This is a genomic window from Ramlibacter humi, from assembly GCF_004681975.1.
Lineage (GTDB): Bacteria > Pseudomonadota > Gammaproteobacteria > Burkholderiales > Burkholderiaceae_C > Ramlibacter > Ramlibacter humi.
In genome coordinates, this window is the sequence record NZ_SMLK01000002.1 from 63,984 (window position 1) to 87,421 (window position 23,438).

General features: G+C 67.5%; 1 protein-coding gene (only partly in view). It reads left to right on the plus strand.

Translation table 11 applies throughout. From position 1 onward, the window contains the following. Positions 1–23,438: the 5' portion of a tandem-95 repeat protein gene (locus EZ216_RS07825; RefSeq protein ID WP_135249196.1), read on the plus strand. It continues 6,868 nt past the right edge of the window; only the first 23,438 of its 30,306 coding nucleotides appear in the window; the start codon lies at positions 1–3; its stop codon lies beyond the right edge, outside the window.

Here is a 23,438-nt window from a genome sequence, read left to right on the forward strand (position 1 = left end):
TTGGAGCCGCGTGTCCTGTTCGACGGGGCACTGGCTGCGGATGTCGCGTCCAAACCGCAGGACGCGTCCGCCATCGCCGATGCCGTTGCAGCCGCCGCCGCAGCGGCCCAAGCCGCCGAAGCCGCCCGCACGGCTGAAAAGACCGAAGCCGCCGCCGCGGCCGCGGCGCCCGCCGTCGCCCCGGCAGCCGAGAAGGCCGCCGAGAAGCCCGCCGACGTTTCGCAAGCCGCCGCGCCCGCGGCGCGCCACGAAGTCATCTTCGTCGACTCCACCGTGCCCGACTACCAGGTCATCCTGGAGTCCATCCGCAATCCGTCTGCCCGGGTCGTCGTGCTGAACCCCGCCCAGGACGGCCTGCAGCAGATCGCCGACGCGCTGAAGGGCGAGACCAACCTCGACGCGGTGCACATCATCAGCCACGGCCAGGCCGGCACGCTGATCCTGGGCGGTGTCTCGTACACCGCCGACACCATCGCCCAGTTGCAGCCCCAGCTGGAAGCCATCGGCCAGTCGCTGACGGCCGACGGCGACCTGCTGCTGTACGGCTGCGACATCGGCGCCGGCAGCGCCGGCGAACGCTTCGTGCAGGAAGTCGCCGCCCTGACCGGCGCCGACGTCGCGGCCAGCGACAACAGCACCGGCCACCAGGACTACAAGGCCGACTGGGTGCTGGAAAAGCACACGGGCTCCATCGAAGCCGACATCGCCATCACCGATGCCGGCCAGGCGGCGTTCCACAGCGTGCTGGCGCTGCGCACGCTGGACTTCGACGCGGTGGGCACGTGGCCCACGGGCTCGCTCTCCAACAGCTACACGGTCGACGGCTATCCCGTCACGATCAGCCTGAACGCGGCCGCCTTCGGCGATCCGACGCTGTCCAACAGCTACACGGGCGGCCTGAGCCCCGCGCAGAACGCCCTGCAGTTCACTGTCGGCTCCACGGGTTCGAACACGATCACGATCAACTTCTCGGGGCAGCCGGGCGGCGGGGTCAGCAACGTCGGCTTCTCGCTCTTCGACGTCGACAACTCGGAAACGGCCGTCTTCTCCGCCAAGCTGAAGGACGGCACGACGATCTCGCCGACGCAGGTGGCCACCAGCGCGTACAACCGGATCAGCGCGGGTACCCCCGGCACCGGCACCAGCGTCACCGTTTCCGGCCGCGGCGCGGGCAACGACGCCACCGCGACTTCGTCGAGCGGCAACCTGTACGTGTACTTCAACGTGAACGACATCCAGTCGATCTCGTTCACGTACACCGGCACGGCCAACACGACGCTGGTGACGCTGCATGACATCACGTTCATGGGCACGCAGCTGAACCCGCCCATCCTGGACCTGGACGCCAGCAGCGCCACGCCGGCCATCGTGGGCGACACGTTCACCACCCAGAGTTACACCAACGCCAGCACCGGCGCCATCCCGTGGGCCACGGGATGGGTCGAAACCGACACCGCCGCCGGCGGCGCGGGCGCGACCGCCGGCAACGTGCAGGTCGGCGACCGCGACCCGACCGCGGCGGTGAACTACGCGCTGCGCCTGAACAACTCGAGCACGCCGGATCACTACACCGGCGCCAGCCGCCAGGTCGATCTGTCGGCGTATTCGAACTCGGTCCTGACCTTCAACCTCATCAACACGGGTGTCGCCGCCACCGACTCCGTGGTGCTGGAGATTTCGCGCAATGGCGGCGCCAACTACACGCTGCTGAAGACGTACACCGGCAGCATCGCGACGCTCTCGGCGCAGACTGTCGACATCTCGGGCTACGAGTCGAGCAACACCGTCATCCGGTTCCGTGTGTCCGGCTCCACCAGCTACAACGGCGCAGCGGCGTACTTCTACGTCGACGACCTCCAGGTGAGCGCCCAGCCCACCGGCTCGTCCAACTCGTACACCGAAGGCGACAACACCGGCGTGCTGATCGCCGCGACCGCCAACTCGCTGATCACCGACCCCGACACCACCAACATGGGCAGCGGCCGCGTGGTGGTGCGCAACTTCGCCGCGGGCGACATGCTGACGTGGGACGCCGCCGTGGCGGCGGCCGGCGGCATCACCGCGGCCTACGACTCCGCCACCGGCGTGCTGACGCTGACGGGCGTGGCTTCCAAGCCGGCGTACCAGAACCTGATCAACACGATCCGGTACCACAACAACGGAGACGACCCCACCGTCGTTGGCTCCCGTGGCACCGTGACCGTCGGCGCGACGCTGGTCGACTCGGGCGGCACCGAAGGCAACGAGGCGCGCAGCCTGATCGCGCTGACGGCGTTCAACGACCCGCCGGTGAACACCGTGCCGGCCGCGCAGACGATCAACGAGGACACCCCGCTGGTGTTCTCCACCGCCAACGGCAACCGCATCGGCGTCAACGACCCGGACGCGGCCACGGTCCAGGTCCAGCTGACCGTGACCAACGGCACCCTCACCCTGTCGGGTACGACGGGGCTGACGTTCAACGCCGGCGCCAACGGCACGTCCACGATGACGATCACCGGCACGCAGGCGAGCATCAACGCGGCGCTTGCCGGCATGTCCTACTCGCCGACGCTGAACTACAACGGCGGCGCGACGCTCACCATCTTCACCAGCGACCTCGGCGCCAGCGGCAGCGGCGGCACGCTGACCGACACGGACACGGTCGCCATCACCGTTCTGCCGGTGGACGATGCGCCGACGGGCACCAACACCACGGTCGCTACCAACGAGGACACCAGCTACGTCTTCACCGTCGCGAACTTCGGCTATTCGGACGTCGAATCCGACCCGATGACGGGCGTGCTGATCAACACGCTGCCGGGCGGGGGCGCGCTGCTGCTCAACGGCGTGGCCGTGACGGCCGGGCAGGTCATCGCGATCGGCGACATCACCGCGGGCAACCTCCAGTTCACCCCCGCGGCGGACGCCAACGGCAACAACTACGGCAACTTCACCTTCAAGGTCCAGAACGCCAACGCCACCGACCTCACCGCCCGCACGATGACGGTGAACGTGGCGGCGGTGAACGACGCGCCGGTCAACGGCGTGCCGGGCGCGCAGTCGACCGTTGCCAACGCGCCGATCACGTTCTCGGCCGCCAACGGCAACCTGATCAGCATCAGCGACGTCGATGCGGGTACCAGCACCGTCCAGGTGGCGCTGTCGGTGGATGCGGGCGTGCTCACGCTCTCGGGCACCACCGGACTGACCATCACGGCCGGCGCGAACAACAGCGCCGCGGTGACCGTGCGGGGCACCATCACTGCGATCAACGCCGCGCTGGCCGGCCTGCAGTACACGCCGGCCACCACCGGCACGCGCACGATCACCATCGTCACCAGTGACCTGGGAAACACGGGCAGCGGCGGCACCCTGACGGACACCGACACCATTTCGGTTTCCGTCCTCTCGAACAACGTCCTGGACCTGAACTCGACGTACACGCCGGTCCCGGGTGCGCCGACCACCGCGACGACCAACCTGCTGACCGCCGCGAGCAGCACGATGAACGCCACCGCCGCAGGCGCGGCGCCCTCGGGCTGGACCGAGGCAGCCGGCGCGGCAGAGGGGGGCGCGCAGGCCACCGGCGACACGCGTTACGTGTGGGGCGCCAACAGCAGCGGCGTCGAAAGCTCGCGCCTGGAGCAGGCGATCACGGTCCCCGCAACCAGTACCAGCACCACGTACTCGTCCGACGGCAACCAGCTTACCCAGGTCACCACGGTGACGACGAACGCGATCACCTCGATCAGCTTCGACATCGCCTGGGACAACAACACCAACGGCCGCAACAATACGCTCACGGTCTACTACAACAACGTCCTGCTGGCGACGTTCACGACCGGAACCAGCAATACCACCGGAACGTGGACGCTGGCGGCCGGCGTCACTGCCGGCAACACGCTGCCGACCACGGGTGTGGGCAACGCCACCACCGGCACGTTGCAGAACGTCGTGCTCAACCTGGGCACGCCGACCAGTGCGAGCGGCACCCTGTCGTTCCGGCGCGGCCACGGCACCACCAACAACGCCAGCGCCGACCGCATCGCCATCGACAACGTGGTGGTGGGCAACACGGCCACCAGCGTCGCCACGACGACCGTCGTCGACCTGAAGGACAACGGCTGGAGCGCCACGTACACCGAGAACGGCACCCCGGTGCCGATCGCGGACACCGACAGCTCGGTCTACAGCGTCGCCTCGGCCAACCTGACCGGCGCGACCATCACGCTGACCAATGCCCAGACGGGCGACCGCCTGCTGGTCGGCGGCTCCGCCGGCGCCAGCGGAACGCTCAACGGCATCGGCTGGACCCGGTCCGGCAACACCATCACCTTGTCCGGCACCGCCAGCAAGCAGGTGTACGCGGACACCATCGAGCAGATCGCGTTCGAGAACACGACCGACGATCCGTCGACCACGCAGCGCGTCATCACGGTGCAGGTGACGGACGGCACCACGCCGTCGAACGTCGCCACCACCACCATCGACGTGACGGCGGTGAACGATGCGCCGACGCTGACGGCCACCGCCGCCAACCCGGCGTTCACGGAAGCCGCCGGCTCCGCGCAGGCGGCCGCCGTCAGCGTGTTCAGCGGGGTCTCGGCGGGCACGGTCGAAGCGGGCCAGAGCATCGACTCGTTCGTCTTCACTGTGTCGGGCCTGCAGAACGGCGTGGACGAGAAGGTGACGATCGACGGAACGCAGTTCTCGCTGACGGACCTGACGTCGGGCACGACCGGCACCAATGCCATGTCGTACTCCGTGTCGGTCAGCGGCGGCGTGGCGACGGTGACGATCGGCAAGGCGGGCGGGGTGGGCACGGCCGTCGTGAACGGGCTGATCAACGGGATCCGGTACCAGAACACGAACATCGATGCGCCCCTGGCGGGCAACAGGGTGTTCACGCTGACGTCGATCAAGGACACGGGCGGCACGGCCAACAGCGGGGTCGATACCAAGGCGGTGTCGATCGCCTCGACGGTGACGGTGGTGTCGGTGAACGATGCGCCGACGCTGACCGCAACGGGCGCCAATCCGGCGTTCCAGGAAGGCGCCGGTACGACGCAAGGCGCCGCGGTGACGGTATTCAGCGGCGCCTCGGTCTCGGCGATCGAAGCGGCGCAGTCCATCATCGGCCTGAAGTTCACGGTGTCCGGCCTGGCCGACGCGGCGAACGAGAAGGTGACGGTCGACGGCACGACGTTCTCGTTGACCAACGGCGCAACGGGCACGACCACGAACAATGGCATGACCTACACGGTCAGCGTGACGGGCTCGACGGCCACGGTGACGCTGACGAAGGCGGCCGGCGTGTCCACGACGAACGTGGCGGCGTTGGTCAACGGCATCCAATACCAGAACACGAGCGTGGATGACCCGACGTCGGGCACGCGCACGTTCACGCTGACGTCCATCCAGGATTCCGGCGGCATTGCCAACAGCGGTGCCGACACGACGGCGCTGTCGATCGCTTCCAACGTGACGGTGACGGCCGTCAACGATGCGCCGACGCTGACCGCGACGGGGGCGAATCCGGCGTTCCAGGAAGGCAGCGGCACGACGCAAGGAGCTGCCGTCAACGTGTTCAGCGGCGCCTCGGTCTCCGCGATCGAGTCTGCGCAGTCGATCATCGGCCTGACCTTCACGGTGTCGGGGTTGGCCGACGCGGCGAACGAGAAGGTGACGGTCGACGGCACGACGTTCGCGCTGACGAACTCGACCACCGGTACCACCGCTACGAACGGCCTGACCTACACCGTCACCGTGACGGGCTCCACCGCCACGGTGACGCTGACCAAGGCGGCTGGCGTTTCGACGGCCAACATGCAGACGCTGGTCAACGGGATCCAGTACCAGAACACGAGCGTGAATGACCCGACGGCGGGCACGCGCACGTTCACGCTGACGTCCGTCCAGGACTCCGGCGGCATCGCCAACAGCGGCGCCGACACGACGGCGCTGTCCATCGCGTCCAACGTGACGGTAACTGCCGTCAACGATGCGCCGACGCTGACCGCTACCGGCGCCAACCCGGCGTTCCAGGAAGGCAGCGGCACGACGCAAGGCGCCGCGGTCACGGTGTTCAACAGCGCCGTGATCAACACGATCGAGGCAAACCAGTCGATCATCGGATTGAAGTTCACGGTGTCCGGGCTGGTGGACGGGGCCAGCGAGACCGCGACGGTCGACGGCACGACGTTCTCGCTGATCAACGGCGCGAGCGGCACGACGGCCACGAACGGCATGACCTATACGGTCAGCGTGACGGGTTCCACCGCGACGGTGACGCTGACGAAGGCGGCCGGCGTTTCGACGGCCAACGTGCAGACGCTGGTCAACGGAATCCAGTACCAGAACACGAGCGTGAACGACCCGACAGCGGGCACGCGCACGTTCACGCTGACGTCCATTCAGGACTCGGGCGGCATCGCCAACAGCGGTGCCGACACGACGGCACTGTCGATCGCCTCCAACGTGACGGTGACCGCCGTCAACGATGCGCCGACGCTGACGGCGACGGGTGCGAACCCCGCGTTCCAGGAGGGGGCGGGCACGACCCAGGGCGCCGCGGTGACGGTGTTCAGCGGCGCCTCGGTTTCGGCGATCGAGTCTGCACAGTCGATCATCGGGCTGACGTTCACGGTGTCTGGCTTGGCCGACGCCGCGAATGAAAAGGTGACTGTCGATGGCACGACGTTCTCGCTGACGAATGGCGCGACCGGCACGACGGCCACGAATGGCATGACCTACACGGTCAGCGTGGCCGGTTCCACCGCGACGGTGACCCTGACGAAGGCGGCTGGCGTTTCGACGGCCAACGTGCAGACGCTGGTCAACGGCATCCAGTACCAGAACACGAGCGTGAATGACCCGACGGCGGGCACGCGCACGTTCACCCTCACACAGGTCAAGGACAGTGGCGGCGTCGCCAACAGCGGCGTCGATACGACGGCGCTGTCGATCGGCTCGAACGTCACCGTGACGCCGGTGAACGACGCGCCGACCCTCACGGCCACGGGCGCGAACCCCACGTTCCAGGAGGGAACCGGTACGACGCAAGGCGTCGCGGTGACGGTGTTCAGCGGCGCCTCGATTTCGGCGATCGAGTCCGCGCAGTCGATCATTGGCTTGACGTTCACGGTGTCCGGCCTCGCCGACGCGGCCAACGAGAAGGTCACTGTCGATGGAACGACGTTCTCGCTGACCAACGGCGCGACCGGCACGACGGCCACGAACGGCATGACCTACACGGTCAGTGTGACCGGTTCCACGGCCACGGTGACGCTGGCGAAAGCGGCGGGCGTGGCCACGGCCAACGTGCAAACGCTGGTCAACGGCATCCAGTACCAGAACACGAGCGTGAACGACCCGACCGCGGGTACGCGCACGTTCACGCTGACATCGATTCAGGACTCGGGCGGTATCGCGAACAGCGGTGCCGATACGACGGCGCTGTCGATCGGCTCGAACGTCACGGTCACGCCGGTGAACGATGCCCCGACGCTGACCGCGACGGGGGCGAATCCGGCGTTCCAGGAAGGGGCGGGCACGACCCAGGGCGCTGCGGTGACGGTGTTCAGCGGCGCCTTGATTTCGGCGATCGAAGCGGCGCAGTCCATCATGGGGCTGACGTTCACGGTGTCCGGCCTGGCCGACGCGGCGAACGAGAAGGTGACGGTCGACGGTACGACGTTCTCGCTGACCAACGGCGCAACGGGCACGACCACGACCAACGGCATGACCTACACGGTCAGCGTGACCGGTTCCACGGCCACGGTGACGCTGGCGAAAGCGGCGGGCGTGGCCACGGCCAACGTGCAAACGCTGGTCAACGGGATCCAATACCAGAACACGAGCGTGAACGACCCGACGTCGGGTATGCGCACGTTCACGCTGACGTCCATCCAGGATTCGGGCGGCATTGCCAACAGCGGTGCGGACACGACAGCGCTGGCCATCGCTTCCAACGTGACGGTGACTGCCGTCAACGATGCGCCAACGCTGACCGCGACGGGCGCGAACCCGGCGTTCCAGGAAGGCGCTGGTACGACGCAAGGAGCGGCCGTCAACGTGTTCAGTGGCGCCTCGGTCTCCGCGATCGAGTCTGCACAGTCGATCATCGGGCTGGCCTTCACGGTGTCCGGCTTGGCCGATGCCGCGAATGAGAAGGTGACGGTCGACGGCACGACGTTCTCGTTGACCAACGGCGCAACGGGCACGACTGCGGCGAACGGCATGACCTACACGGTCAGCGTGACGGGTTCCACTGCGACGGTGACGCTGACGAAGGCTGCCGGCGTTTCGACGGCCAACGTGCAGACGCTGGTCAACGGCATCCAGTACCAGAACACGAGCGTGAACGACCCGACAGCGGGCACGCGCACGTTCACGCTGACGTCCATTCAGGACTCGGGCGGCATCGCCAACAGCGGTGCCGATACGACGGCACTGTCGATCGCTTCCAACGTGACGGTGACTGCCGTCAACGATGCGCCAACGCTGACCGCGACGGGCGCGAACCCAACGTTCCAGGAAGGTGCTGGTACGACGCAAGGAGCGGCCGTCAATGTGTTCAGTGGCGCCTCGGTCTCCGCGATCGAGTCTGCGCAGTCGATCATTGGCCTGACCTTCACGGTGTCCGGCCTGGCCGACGCCGCGAACGAAAAGGTGACGGTTGACGGCACGACGTTCGCGCTGAGCAATGGCGCGAGCGGAACGACGGCCACGAATGGCATGAGCTACTCGGTCAGTGTCGCCAGTGGCGTGGCCACGGTGACGCTGACGAAGGCGGCCGGCGTTTCGACGGCCAACGTGCAAACGCTGGTCAACGGCATCCAGTACCAGAACACGAGCGTGAACGATCCGACGGCGGGCACGCGCACGTTCACGCTGACGTCCATCCAGGACTCCGGCGGCATCGCGAACAGCGGTGCCGACACGACGGCACTGTCGATCGCGTCCAACGTGACGGTGACTGCCGTCAACGATGCGCCAACGCTGACCGCGACGGGTGCGAACCCAACGTTCCAGGAAGGTGCTGGTACGACGCAAGGAGCGGCCGTCAACGTGTTCAGTGGTGCCTCGGTCTCCACGATCGAGTCTGCACAGTCGATCATTGGCCTGACCTTCACGGTGTCCGGCCTGGCCGACGCCGCAAACGAAAAGGTGACGGTTGACGGCACGACGTTCGCGCTGACCAATGGCGCGAGCGGAACGACGGCCACGAATGGCATGAGCTACTCGGTCAGTGTCGTCAGTGGCGTGGCCACGGTGACGCTGACGAAGGCTGCCGGCGTGTCCACGACGAACGTGGCGGCGCTGGTCAACGGGATCCAATACCAGAACACGAGCGTGAATGACCCGACGGCGGGCACGCGCACGTTCACGCTGACGTCCGTCCAGGACTCGGGCGGCATTGCGAACAGTGGTGCGGACACGACGGCGCTGTCCATCGCCTCCAACGTGACGGTGACCGCCGTCAACGATGCCCCGACGCTGACCGCGACGGGGGCGAACCCGGCGTTCCAGGAGGGAGCGGGCACGACCCAGGGCGTTGCGGTGACGGTGTTCAGCGGCGCCTCGGTCTCGGCGATCGAGTCTGCACAGTCGATCATCGGGCTGACTTTCACGGTATCCGGTCTGGCCGATGCCGCGAATGAAAAGGTGACGGTCGACGGCACGACGTTCTCGCTGACCAACGGCGCAACGGGCACGACTGCGGCGAACGGCATGACCTACACGGTCAGCGTGACAGGCTCCACCGCGACGGTGACCCTGATCAAGGCGGCCGGAGTCTCGACAGCCAACATCGCGGGGCTGGTCAACGCGATCCAGTACCAGAACACGAGTGTGAACGACCCGACCGCGGGCACGCGCACGTTCACGCTGACGTCCATTCAGGACTCGGGCGGCATCGCGAACAGCGGTGCAGACACGACGGCGTTGTCCATCGCCTCCAACGTGACGGTGATCGCCGTCAACGATGCCCCGACGCTGACCGCGACGGGGGCGAACCCGGCGTTCCAGGAAGGGGCGGGCACGACCCAGGGCGCTGCGGTGACGGTATTCAGCGGCGCCTCGGTCTCGGCGATCGAAGCGGCGCAGTCCATCATCGGGCTGACTTTCACGGTATCCGGCCTGGCCGACGCGGCCAACGAGAAGGTGACCGTCGACGGCACCACGTTCTCGCTGACCAACTCGACGACCGGCACGACGGCGACGAACGGCATGACCTACACGGTCAGCGTGACGGGTTCTACCGCGACGGTGACGCTGACGAAGGCGGCCGGCGTTTCGATGGCCAACGTGCAGACGCTGGTCAACGGCATCCAATACCAGAACACGAGCGTGAACGACCCGACGGCGGGCACGCGCACGTTCACCCTCACACAGGTCAAGGACAGTGGTGGCGTCGCCAACGGCGGCGCCGATACGACGGCACTGTCGATCGGCTCGAACGTCACGGTGACGCCGGTGAACGACGCGCCGACGCTGACCGCGACGGGGGTGGATCCGACGTTCACCGAAGGCGCCGGCCCGGCGCAGGGCGCGGCGGTGACGGTGTTCAGCGGCGCCTCGGTCTCCGCGATCGAGGCAGCGCAGTCGATCATCGGCCTGAAGTTCACGGTGTCCGGCCTCGCCGATGCGGCCAACGAGAGGGTGACCGTCGACGGTACGGCTTTCTCGCTGACCAATGGCGCGACCGGCACCACTGCCACGAACGGCATGACCTACACGGTCACCGTGACCGGTTCCACGGCCACGGTGACGCTGACGAAGGCGGCTGGCGTTTCGACGGCCAACGTGCAAACGCTGGTCAACGGCATCCAGTACCAGAACACCAACGTCGACAACCCGACTGCGGGCAGCCGCGTGTTCACGCTGGCATCGATCCAGGACAGCGGCGGCATCGCCAACAGCGGCGCGGACACCCAGGCGCTGTCCATCGCCTCCACCGTCACCGTCATCCCCGTCAACGACGCGCCCACCATCGCCGGCGTCGATGGCGGCACCTACATCGACACGGCGGCCGACGACATGTTCACGGCCCACTCCGGCACGCTGGTGGGCGCCGACGTGGACAGCAGCTCGCTGACCTACGGCATCCAGGGCGGCACGGACAACGGCACCACGGTCACCTACGCGGGCGCCTACGGCACGCTGGTGGTCACCAAGGCCTCAGGCGCCTGGACCTACACGCCGAACGATGCCGCCATCGAAGCGCGCAAGACCAATGCGTCCGACGTGTTCACGGTGACCGTGAGCGACGGCGCGCTCACCGGCACCTCGTCGCTGACGGTCAACATCACCGGCACCAACGACACGCCTGGCATCAGCGTCAGCGTGCCCACGGCCACGCTGACCGACACCGCGGCGAACGACCTCTTCACCGACATCACGGGCACCGTGAGCGGCGCGGACCGCGACAACCCGGAGACGCTGACCTACTCGCTGGTCGGCGCCACGGCCGACGCGCAAGTCGTCAACAGCGTGGCTTACACGCACAAGGTGGTCGACACCTACGGAACGCTGTGGTTCAACAGCTCCACGCTGGCCTACCGCTTCGTGGCCGACGCCGCGGCGATCAACGCGCTGGGCAGCAACCCGCCCGCCTCGCAGTTCACGTTCCGGGTCACCGACGGCTCGCTCGCCACGGCCGATGCCACCTTCACGGTGAACATCACTGCCGCCGACGACACGCCCACGGTGGCTGCGGTCGCGGCGGGCACCTATGTCGACACGGCGGCCGACGACACGTTCGCCGTGCGCGGCGGCGTACTGGCCGGCACCGACGCCGAAAGCGGCACGCTGGAGTACGGCGTCGCCGGCGGCACGGACGACGGCACCACGGTCACGCTGGTGGGCGCCTACGGCACCCTGGTGGTGACCAAGGCCAGCGGGGTCTGGGTCTACACGCCCAACGACACCGCGATCGAAGCCGTCAAGGGCCCGGCCACGGACGTCTTCACGGTCACGGTCAGCGACGGCAACAGCAGCTCGAGCAATTCGCTGACGGTGAACATCGCGGGCGCGAACGACACGCCCACGGTCAGCGCCAGCACGACCACGGCCACGCTGAACGACACGGCCGCGGACGACTCCTTCAGCGCGGTGACGGGCACGCTGAGCGGCTCCGACCGCGACAGCCCCGAGACGCTGACCTACTCGGTGGACGGCGCGGTGGCCGATGCGCAGAGCATCGGCGGCGTGCCTTACACGCACCGGGTGGACAACCCGTACGGCACGCTCTGGTTCAACGACACCACGCTGGACTACGTGTTCGTCCCGGACTCGGCGGCCATCAACGCGCTGGCGGCCAACGCGCCCAACCAGGTGTTCACGTTCCGCGTGACCGACGGCACGGTGGATGCCACCGACACGCTGACGATCAGCATCACCGGCACCAACGACACGCCGCTGGCCGCCAACGACACCGTCGGCACCGTGGCGGACACCCCCGTGGTGGTCAACGTGCTGGCCAACGACTCGGATGCCGAGACCAGCCTGGCGATCACGCAGGTCAATGGGCAGAACCTCGCGGTCGGCGGCACGATCAACGTGTCGCACGGCACGGTCACCCGCAATGCCGACGGCACGCTGACCTTCGCGCCGACCTTCGGCTACAGCGGCACCACGACGTTCAGCTACAGCGTCACGGACGGCACCGGCGGCAACGCCACGGCCACGGTGACGGTGGTGGTGGCGGACGACATTACCGCGCCGGTGGTGGGCGCCAGTCAGGACTACAGCTACGCCGAGAACCAGTCGGCCGGCGCCACGCTGGCCACCGTCACGGCCACCGACAACCGCGCGGTCACCGGCTTCCGCTTCTCCAACGGCGGCCCGGTCAGCGACGACGGCTACTTCCGCATCGACGCCGCCGGCCACATCTCGCTGACGACGGCGGGCGCCGCGGTGTTCTCCGCGGCCAACGACTTCGAGACGCTGCCCAACGCCTTCAGCCTGCAGGTGCAGGCGGGCGACGCGGCCGGCAACTGGTCCGCTTCGGCCACGGTGGTGCTGCACGTCACCGACGTGGACGACACAGCCCCGGTGGTCGACCCCGGCCAGAGCTTCAGCTACGCCGAGAATCGCAGCGCCGGCCAGGTGGTGGGCACCGCCGCCGCCACCGACGCGGTGGGCGTCACCGGCTGGCGCTTCGCGGCCAACAACAGCACGACCAGCGCGGACGGCTACTACCAGATCGCCGCCAACGGCCAGATCACGCTCACGGCACTGGGCGCCGCCGCCGGTGCGGCGACGAACGACTACGAGATCGCGCCCAACAGCTTCAGCTACGCGCTGCAGGCGCGCGACGCGGCGGGCAACTGGTCGGACAGCGTGAACGTGACGCTGAACGTCACGAACCTGAACGACAACGCGCCGGCCGGTTCCGGCACGGCCATCACGACTGCCGAGGACACGCCCAGGACCGGCACGCTGCCGGCGGCGACCGACGCCGACGGCGACCCGCTGACCTACGGCCTGGGCACTCCCGCCGCGCACGGCACGGTGACGGTCAACCCGGACGGCACGTACACGTACACGCCGAACGCCGACTACAACGGCCCGGACACCTTCACCTACACGGTGAGCGACGGCACGTTCACCAGCACCTACACGGTGACGGTGGGCGTGACGTCGGTGAACGACGCGCCGGTGGGCAGCGACATCAGCATCACGACGGACGAGGACACACCTTTCAGCGGCAACCTGCCCGCGGCCACCGACGTGGACGGCGATATCCTGACGTACGGCGTGGGCACAAACCCCTCGCACGGCGTGGTGACGCTCGATCCCACGACGCGCGCGTACACCTACACGCCCGACGCCAACTTCCACGGCAGCGACAGCTTCACCTACACGGTGAGCGACGGCACCGTCACCCGCAGCTACACGGTCACGGTCGGCGTGACGTCGGTGAACGACCTGCCTGTGGTGTCGAGCGGCACGATCACGGTCGACGAGGAAAGCACGGGCACCAGCCTGGGCCTGTCCGCGCCGACGGATGCCGATGGCGACACGCTGGTGATCACGGTCACCGGCCTGCCCACGGCCGGCACCGTCAAGCGACCCGACGGGACGGTGGTCACCAACGGCATGACGCTGACGGCCGGCCAGCTGCAGGGCCTGGTGTACGACGCCCCGGCCGAGCAATCGGGCACGGGCAGCTTCGGCTTCACCTACACGGTCTTCGACGGCACGGCGACGGTCGCCGGCTCGGTGGCGATCACGGTCAACCCGGTGAACGACGCGCCGGTGGGCGCGGACGGCACGGGCGCGACCGACGAAGACACGCCGCTGAACGGCACGCTGCCGGTGGCCATGGACGTGGACAGCCCGACGCTGACGTACGCGCTGGGCACCGGCGCCGGCCACGGCACCGTCACGGTCAACCCGGACGGCACGTACACCTACACGCCCGCGGCGGACTACCACGGCTCCGACAGCTTCACCTACACGGTGACCGACGGTTCCATCGTCCGGACCTACACGGTGACGCTCACGATCGCTTCGGTGAACGACGCGCCGGTGGTGTCCAGCGGTTCCATCACGGTCGCCGAAGAAAGCGCGGGCACCCTGTTCAACCTGGCGGCGCCGACCGACGCGGACAACGACGCGCTGGTCATCACGGTCACGGGCGTGCCCGCGGCCGGCACCGTGAAGCGCTCCGACGGCACCTTGGTCACCAACGGCACGGTCCTGACGATCGCGCAGCTGCAAGGCCTGCAGTACGACGCCCCTGCCGACCAGACGGGCACGGGCCACTACGCCTTCACCTACAGCGTCTTCGACGGCACGGCCACGGTCAGCGGCTCGGTGGCCATCACGGTGACGCCGGTGAACGACGCACCGGTGGCCTCGGATGCCAGCGCCACCACGGCCGAAGACACGCCGCTGAGCGGTAGCCTGCCGGCCGCCACGGACCCGGACGGCCCGTCGCTGACGTACAGCCTGGGCGCGAACGCCGCGCACGGCAACGTGGTGGTGAACGCCGACGGCACCTACGTCTACACGCCTGCGGCCGACTACAACGGCACCGACAGCTTCACGTACACGGTGAGCGACGGCGCGCTGTCGAACACCTACACGGTCAGCCTTACGGTGCTGCCGGTGAACGATGCCCCGGTGGCATCCAACACCACGGCCACGACGGCCGAGGACACGCCGCTGAGCAGCACGCTGCCGGCCGCCACCGACGTGGACGGCGATACCGTGACGTACGGCCTGGGCACCGGCGCCAACCACGGCACGGTGGTGGTGAACGCCGACGGCACGTACACGTACACGCCCGCGGCCAACTACAACGGGCCCGACAGCTTCACCTACACCGTGACCGACGGCACGGTGACGATGGCCTATACGGTCTCGCTGACCGTCACACCGGTGAACGACGCGCCGGTGGGTTCGGGCACGAGCATCACGACTGACGAGGACACGCCGTTCGCCGGCACGCTGCCGGTGGCGACCGATGCCGACGGCGACGCGCTGACCTACAACCTGGGCTCCGCCGCCTCGCACGGCAGTGTGGTGGTGAACGCGGACGGCACGTACACGTACTCGCCGGCCGCGGACTACCACGGCAGCGACAGCTTCACGTACACGGTGAGCGACGGCACGCTGTCGAACACGTACACGGTGTCGGTGAACGTCACGTCGGTGAACGACGCGCCGGTGGTGGACAGCAAGTCCATCGCGGTCGATGAGGAAAGCACCGGCACGCAGTTCAGCCTGTCAGCTCCCACGGACGTGGACGGCGACACGCTGGTCATCACGGTGACGGGCATTCCCGCGGTTGGCCAGGTCAAGCGCGCCGACGGCACGGTGATCACCAACGGCACGGTGCTGACGATCGCGCAACTGCAAGGCCTGGTCTATGACGCACCGACCGAACTGGCGAGCGCGACCAACTACACCTTCACCTACGACGTCTACGACGGCACGACGACCACCACCGGCACGGTGACGATCGCGGTGAATCCGGTGAACGATGCGCCGACGGGTGCCGACGCGAACGTCACGGTGGCCGAAGATGGGACGCTGAACGGAGCGCTCACGACTGCGGCCGACGTGGACACGCTCACGGCCAGCCTGAGCTACGTGCTGGGCACGGGCCCCATGCACGGTTCGCTGGCTTTCAACGCGGACGGCACGTACACGTACAAGCCGACCGCCGACTACAACGGCGCCGACAGCTTCACGTACACCGTCTCCGACGGTTCGCTGACGAGCGCGACGTACACGGTGTCGATCACCGTCAACCCGGTGAACGACGCGCCGACGGCCTCGAACGACACGGTCTCGACGAACGAAGACACGGTCTACAGCGGAACGCTGCCGACCGCTACGGACATTGATTCTCCTGCGGCGAGCTTGACGTACAGCCTGGGCACCAACGCCAACCACGGCGCAGTGGTGGTGAATGCCGACGGCACATACACGTACACGCCTGCGGCCAACTACAACGGGGCCGACAGTTTCACGTACACCGTCAGCGACGGTTCGCTGAGCAACACGTACACGGTGTCGATCACCATCAACGCGGTGAACGACGCCCCGACGGGCGCGAACGTCAGCATCAGCACGAACGAAGACACGGCGTACAGCGGTGCATTGACGACTGCGGCTGATATCGACAGCCCGGCCGCCAGCCTGAGCTACGTCCAGGGGACCGGGCCGGCACACGGGTCGCTCGCGTTCAACGCTGACGGCACGTACACCTACACGCCTGCGGTCGACTACAACGGCGCCGACAGCTTCACCTACACGGTGAGCGATGGCACGGACAGCAGCGCCGTCTACACCGTGTCGATCAACGTCACGCCGGTGAACGACGCGCCGGTGGTGGACAGCAAGTCCATCACCGTGGCCGAGGAAAGCACCGGCACGCTGTTCAATCTGGCCGCTCCTACGGACGTGGAGAACGACACGCTGGTCATCACGGTGACGGGCGTTCCGCTGGCCGGCACGGTCAAGCGTGCGGACGGCACGGTGATCACCAACGGCACGGTGCTGACGATCTCCCAGCTGCAGGGCCTGGTTTACGACGCGCCCGCCGACCAGCTGGGCACGGGCAGCTACAGCTTCACCTACGACGTCTTCGACGGCCACGCCACCACCAGCGGTTCGGTGGCCATCACCGTCACGCCGGTGAACGACGCGCCGGTGGGCGCCAACGTCACGACGTCCACCGCCGAGGACACGCCGCTGGCCGGTCAGTTCACCGCGACCGACGTCGACGGCCCTTCGCTGACCTTCGGCCTGGGCTCGGCCGCGTCGCACGGCACGGCCGTGGTGAACGCCGACGGCACGTACACGTACACGCCGAACGCCGACTACAACGGCAGCGACAGCTTCACCTACACGGTCACGGACGGCATCGCCACGCGCACCTACACGGTCGTGGTCGCGGTGACGCCGGTGAACGACGCGCCGGTGGGCGCGAACAGCAGCGTGTCGACCAACGAGGACACACCGGTGGGCGGCACGCTGACGGCGATGGACGTCGATGGCGACACGCTGACGTACAGCCTGGCGAGCGGTCCTTCGCACGGCACGGTGGTCGTGAACGCCGCCGGCACGTACACGTACACGCCGGCGGCCGACTACAACGGCAGCGACAGCTTCACGTACACGGTGACGGACGGTGTGGCGCCGCAGACATACACGGTGTCGATCAACGTGGTGCCGGTGAATGACGCGCCGGTGGCCAGCAACACGAGCATCACGACGGCGGAAGACACCGCGTTCAGCGGCAGCCTGCCGGTGGCGACGGACCCGGACGGCCCGTCGCTGACGTACAGCCTGGGGTCGAACGCCACACATGGCAGCGTGGTGGTGAATGCGGACGGCACGTACACGTACTCGCCGGCCGCCGATTACCACGGCAGCGACAGCTTCACGTACACGGTGAGCGACGGCACGCTGTCGAACACGTACACGGTGTCGGTGAACATCACGTCGGTGAACGATGCGCCTGTCGCGGACTCCAAGACGGTTTCGGTCAACGAAGAAAGCACCGGCAACGCATTCAGCCTGTCAGCTCCCACGGACATCGACGGCGACACGCTGGTGATCACGGTGACCGGGCTTCCGGCTGCAGGTACGGTCAAGCGGGCTGACGGTGCGGTGGTCGCGAACGGCACGGTGCTGACGATCGCGCAACTGCAGGGGTTGGTGTACGACGCGCCGGCGGAGATCGCCAGCGGGGGTAACTATCTGTTCACGTACGACGTGTACGACGGCACGACGACCACGACGGGCACGGTGACGATCGCCGTGAACCCGGTGAACGATGCCCCGACGGGTGCCGACGTGAACGTCACGGTGGCTGAGGACGGCACGCTGAACGGAGCGCTCACGACCGCGGCCGACGTGGACACGCCCACGGCCAGCCTGAGCTACGTGCTGGGCACGGGCCCGACGCATGGTTCGCTGGCGTTCAACGCGGACGGCACGTACACGTACAAGCCGGCAGCAGACTACAACGGCGCCGACAGCTTCACGTACACAGTGAGCGACGGGGCCGCCAGCAGCGTGACGTACACGGTGTCGATCAACGTGACGCCGGTGAACGACGCGCCGGTGGCCGCGAACGACACGGTCACGACCGACGAAGACACGGCCTACATCGGCACGCTGCCCGCGGTTACGGACATCGACAGCCCTGCAGCCAGCTTGACGTACAGCCTGGGCACTAACGCCAGCCACGGCACGGTGGTGGTGAACGCCGACGGCAGCTACGTCTACACGCCTGCGGCCAACTACAACGGTGCCGACAGTTTCACGTACACGGTGAGCGACGGCTCGGCATCCAACACCTACACCGTGTCGATCACGGTGGACCCGGTGAACGATGCCCCGACGGGTGCGAACGTGAGCGTCTCGGTCAACGAAGACGCGACGCTGTCGGGCACGCTGCCCGGCACCGACGTGGACAACGCGCCGGCCAGCCTGACGTACGGCATGGTCACGAACACCTCGCACGGCACGGTGGTGGTGAACGCCAACGGCACGTACACCTACACGCCGAACGCCGACTACAACGGAGGCGACAGCTTCACGTACACGGTCTCGGATGGTTCTCTGACGAGCGCGACGTACACGGTGTTGATCACGGTCGACCCGGTGAACGACGCCCCGGTGGGCGGCAACAGCAGCACCACGACGGACGAAGACACGCCGGTGAGCGGCACGCTGACGGCGACCGACGTCGACGGCGAAACCCTGAGCTTCAGCCTGGCCACCGGCGCCTCGCATGGCGCGGTGGTCGTGAACGCCGACGGCACATACACCTACACGCCGGCCGCCAACTACAACGGCACCGACAGCTTCACGTACATCGTCACCGACGGCACCGCGCCGCAGACCTACACGGTCTCCATCGTCGTGAACCCGGTGAACGATGCGCCCACAGGCGCGAACGTCAGCGTCAGCACCAACGAGGACACGGTGCTGAACGGCGCGCTGACGACTGCGGCGGACATCGACAGCCCGGCGGCCAGCCTGAGCTACACGCTGGCCAGCGGCACGTCCCATGGCACGCTGGTGTTCAACGCCGACGGGACGTACACCTACACCCCGGGGGCGGACTACCACGGTGGCGACAGCTTCACCTACCGCGTGACCGACGGCTCGGCCACCAGCGGGTTGTACACCGTGTCGATCACGGTCGCATCGGTGAACGATGCGCCTGTCGCGGACTCCAAGACGGTTTCGGTCAACGAAGAAAGCACCGGCAACGCATTCAGCCTGTCAGCTCCCACGGACGTGGATGGCGACACGCTGGTCATCACGGTGACGGGCATTCCCGCGGTTGGCCAGGTCAAGCGTTCGGACGGCACGGTGATCACCAACGGCACGGTGCTGACGATCGCGCAGCTGCAGGGGTTGGTGTACGACGCGCCGGCGGAGATCGCCAGCGCGGGTAACTATCTGTTCACCTACGACGTCTACGACGGCACGACAACGACCACCGGCACGGTGACGATCGCGGTGAACCCGGTGAACGACGCGCCGACGGGTGCTGACGTGAATGTGTCTGTGGCTGAAGACGGCACGCTGAACGGAGCGCTCACGACCGCGGCCGACGTGGACACGCCGGCGGCCAGCCTGAGCTACGTGCTGGGCACGGGTCCCACGCACGGTTCGCTGGCGCTCAACGCGGACGGCACATACACGTACAGGCCGGCAGCAGACTACAACGGTGCCGACAGCTTCACATACACCGTCTTTGACGGCAGCGCCAGCAGCGTGACGTACACGGTGTCGATCAACGTGACGCCGGTGAACGACGCGCCGGTGGCTTCGAACGACGCGGTCACGACCGACGAAGACACGGCCTACACCGGCACGCTGCCTGCGGTCACGGACATCGACAGCCCGGCAGCCAGCCTGACGTACAGCCTGGGCGCCAACGCCAGCCACGGCACGGTGGTGGTGAACGCCGACGGCACGTACACATACACGCCTTCTGCCAACTACAACGGCGCCGACAGCTTCACGTACACCGTCAGCGACGGTTCGCTGAGCAACACCTACACGATCTCGATCACCATCAACGCGGTGAACGACGCCCCGACGGGCGCGAACGTGAACGTGTCCGTGAACGAAGACGCGACGCTGGCCGGTACGCTTCCGGGCACCGACGTGGAAACGCCCGCGTCCGGCCTGACGTACAGCCTGGGCACCGGCACGACGCACGGCACGCTGACGTTCAATGCCGACGGCACGTACAGCTATGCTCCGGCCGCCGACTACAACGGCAGCGACAGCTTTACGTACACCGTCTCCGACGGTTCGCTGACGAGCGCGACGTACACGGTGTCGATCACCGTCAATCCGGTGAACGACGCGCCGACGGCTTCGAACGACACGGTCTCGACGAACGAAGACACGGCCTACAGCGGAACGCTGCCGACCGCTACGGACATTGACTCGCCTGCGGCGAGCTTGACGTACAGCCTGAGCACCAACGCCAGCCACGGCGCAGTGGTGGTGAACGCCGACGGCACGTACACGTACACGCCTGCGGCCAACTACAACGGCGCCGACAGCTTCACGTATACCGTCAGCGACGGTTCGCTGAGCAACACGTACACGGTGTCGATCACCGTCAACGCGGTGAACGACGCCCCGACGGGCGCGAACGTCAGCGTCAGCACGAACGAAGACACGGCGTACAGCGGCGCTTTGACGACCGCGGCGGACATCGACAGTCCGGCGGCCAGCCTGAGCTACGTGCTGGGCACCGGCCCGGCGCACGGCACCCTGACGTTCAACGCTGACGGCACGTACATCTACACGCCGGGGGCCGACTACAACGGCGCCGACAGCTTCACCTACACGGTGAGCGATGGCACGGACAGCAGCGCCGCTGTCTACACCGTGTCGATCAACGTCACGCCGGTGAACGACGCGCCGGTGGCGGACACCAAGACGGTTTCGATCAACGAAGAGAGCACCGGCAATGCATTCGGCTTGAATGCACCGACGGACGTGGACGGCGACACGCTCGTGATCACGGTGACGGGCATTCCCTCGGCGGGCACGGTCAAGCGCGCCGACGGCACGGTGATCACCAACGGCACGGTGCTGACGATCGCGCAACTGCAAGGCCTGGTCTACGATGCGCCGACCGAACTGGCGAGCGCGACCAACTACACCTTCACCTACGACGTCTACGACGGCACGACGACCACGACCGGCACGGTGACGATTGCCGTGAACCCGGTGAACGATGCCCCGACGGGCGCCGACGTGAATGTGTCGGTGGCCGAGGACGGAACGCTGAACGGAGCGCTCACGACCGCCGCTGACGTGGATACGCCGGTGGCCAGCCTGAGCTACGTGCTGGGCACGGGTCCCACGCACGGTTCGCTGGCGTTCAACACGGACGGCACGTACACGTACAAGCCGGCCGCCGACTACAACGGCGCCGACAGCTTCACGTACACCGTCTTCGATGGCAGCGCGAGCAGCGTGACGTACACGGTGTCGATCAATGTGACGCCGGTGAACGACGCGCCGGTGGCTTCGAACGACGCGGTCACGACCGACGAAGACACGGCTTACACCGGCACGCTGCCGGCGGTCACGGACGTTGACAGCCCGGCAGCCAGCCTGACGTACAGCCTGGCGACGAATGCCGGCCATGGCACGGTGGTGGTGAACGCCGACGGCACGTACACATACACGCCTGCGGCCAACTACAACGGCGCGGACAGCTTCACGTACACCGTCTCCGACGGCTCGGCGTCGAACACCTACACCGTGTCGATCACGGTGGATCCGGTGAACGATGCCCCGACGGGCGCGAACGTGAACGTTTCGGTCAACGAGGACACGACGCTGACCGGCTCGCTGCCCGGCACGGACATCGATACGCCAACGGCGAACCTGACGTACAGCCTGGGCACCGGGCCCGCGCACGGCACGCTGACGCTCAATGCCGACGGCACGTACAGCTACGCTCCGGCGGCCGACTACAACGGCAGCGACAGCTTCACCTACACAGTGAGCGACGGCACGCTGTCCAGCGCGACCTATACCGTCAACATCACGGTGGACCCGGTGAACGACGCGCCGGTGGTGGTGCCCAAGGCCGTCACGGTGGCCGAGGAAAGCACCGGCAACCTGTTCGGCCTGGCGGCGCCGGTCGATGTGGACGGCGACACCCTGGTCATCACGGTGACGGGCGTTCCGCTGGCCGGCACGGTCAAGCGTTCGGACGGCACGGTGATCACCAATGGCACGGTGCTGACGATCTCCCAGCTGCAGGGCCTGGTTTACGACGCGCCCGCGGACCAGCTGGGCACGGGCAGCTACAGCTTCACCTACGACGTCTTCGACGGCCACGCCACCACCAGCGGTTCGGTGGCCATCACCGTCACGCCGGTGAACGATGCGCCGGTGGCGGCGGACGGCTCCGCCACCACCGCGGAAGACACCCCGCTGACGGGTACGCTGCCGACCGCCACGGACGTGGACGGCGATACGGTGACCTATGCGCTGGGCGGCAACGCAAGCCACGGCACGGTCACGGTCACCTCCACGGGCGGCTACACCTATACGCCGAACGCCAACTACAACGGTGCGGACAGCTTCACCTACACGGTGAGCGACGGCTTGATCACCCGCACGTACACCATCTCGCTGACGGTGACGCCGGTGAACGACGCCCCGGTGGGCGCGAACAGCAGCGTGTCGACGAACGAGGACACGCCGGTGGGCGGCACGCTGACGGCGACGGACGTCGACGGCGACACGCTGACGTACAGCCTGGCGAGCGGTCCTTCGCACGGCACGGTGGTGGTCAACGCCGACGGCACGTATACATACACGCCGGCGGCTGACTACAACGGCAGCGACAGCTTCACGTACACGGTGACGGACGGTGTGGCGCCGCAGACGTACACGGTGTCGATCAACGTGGCGCCGGTGAACGACGCGCC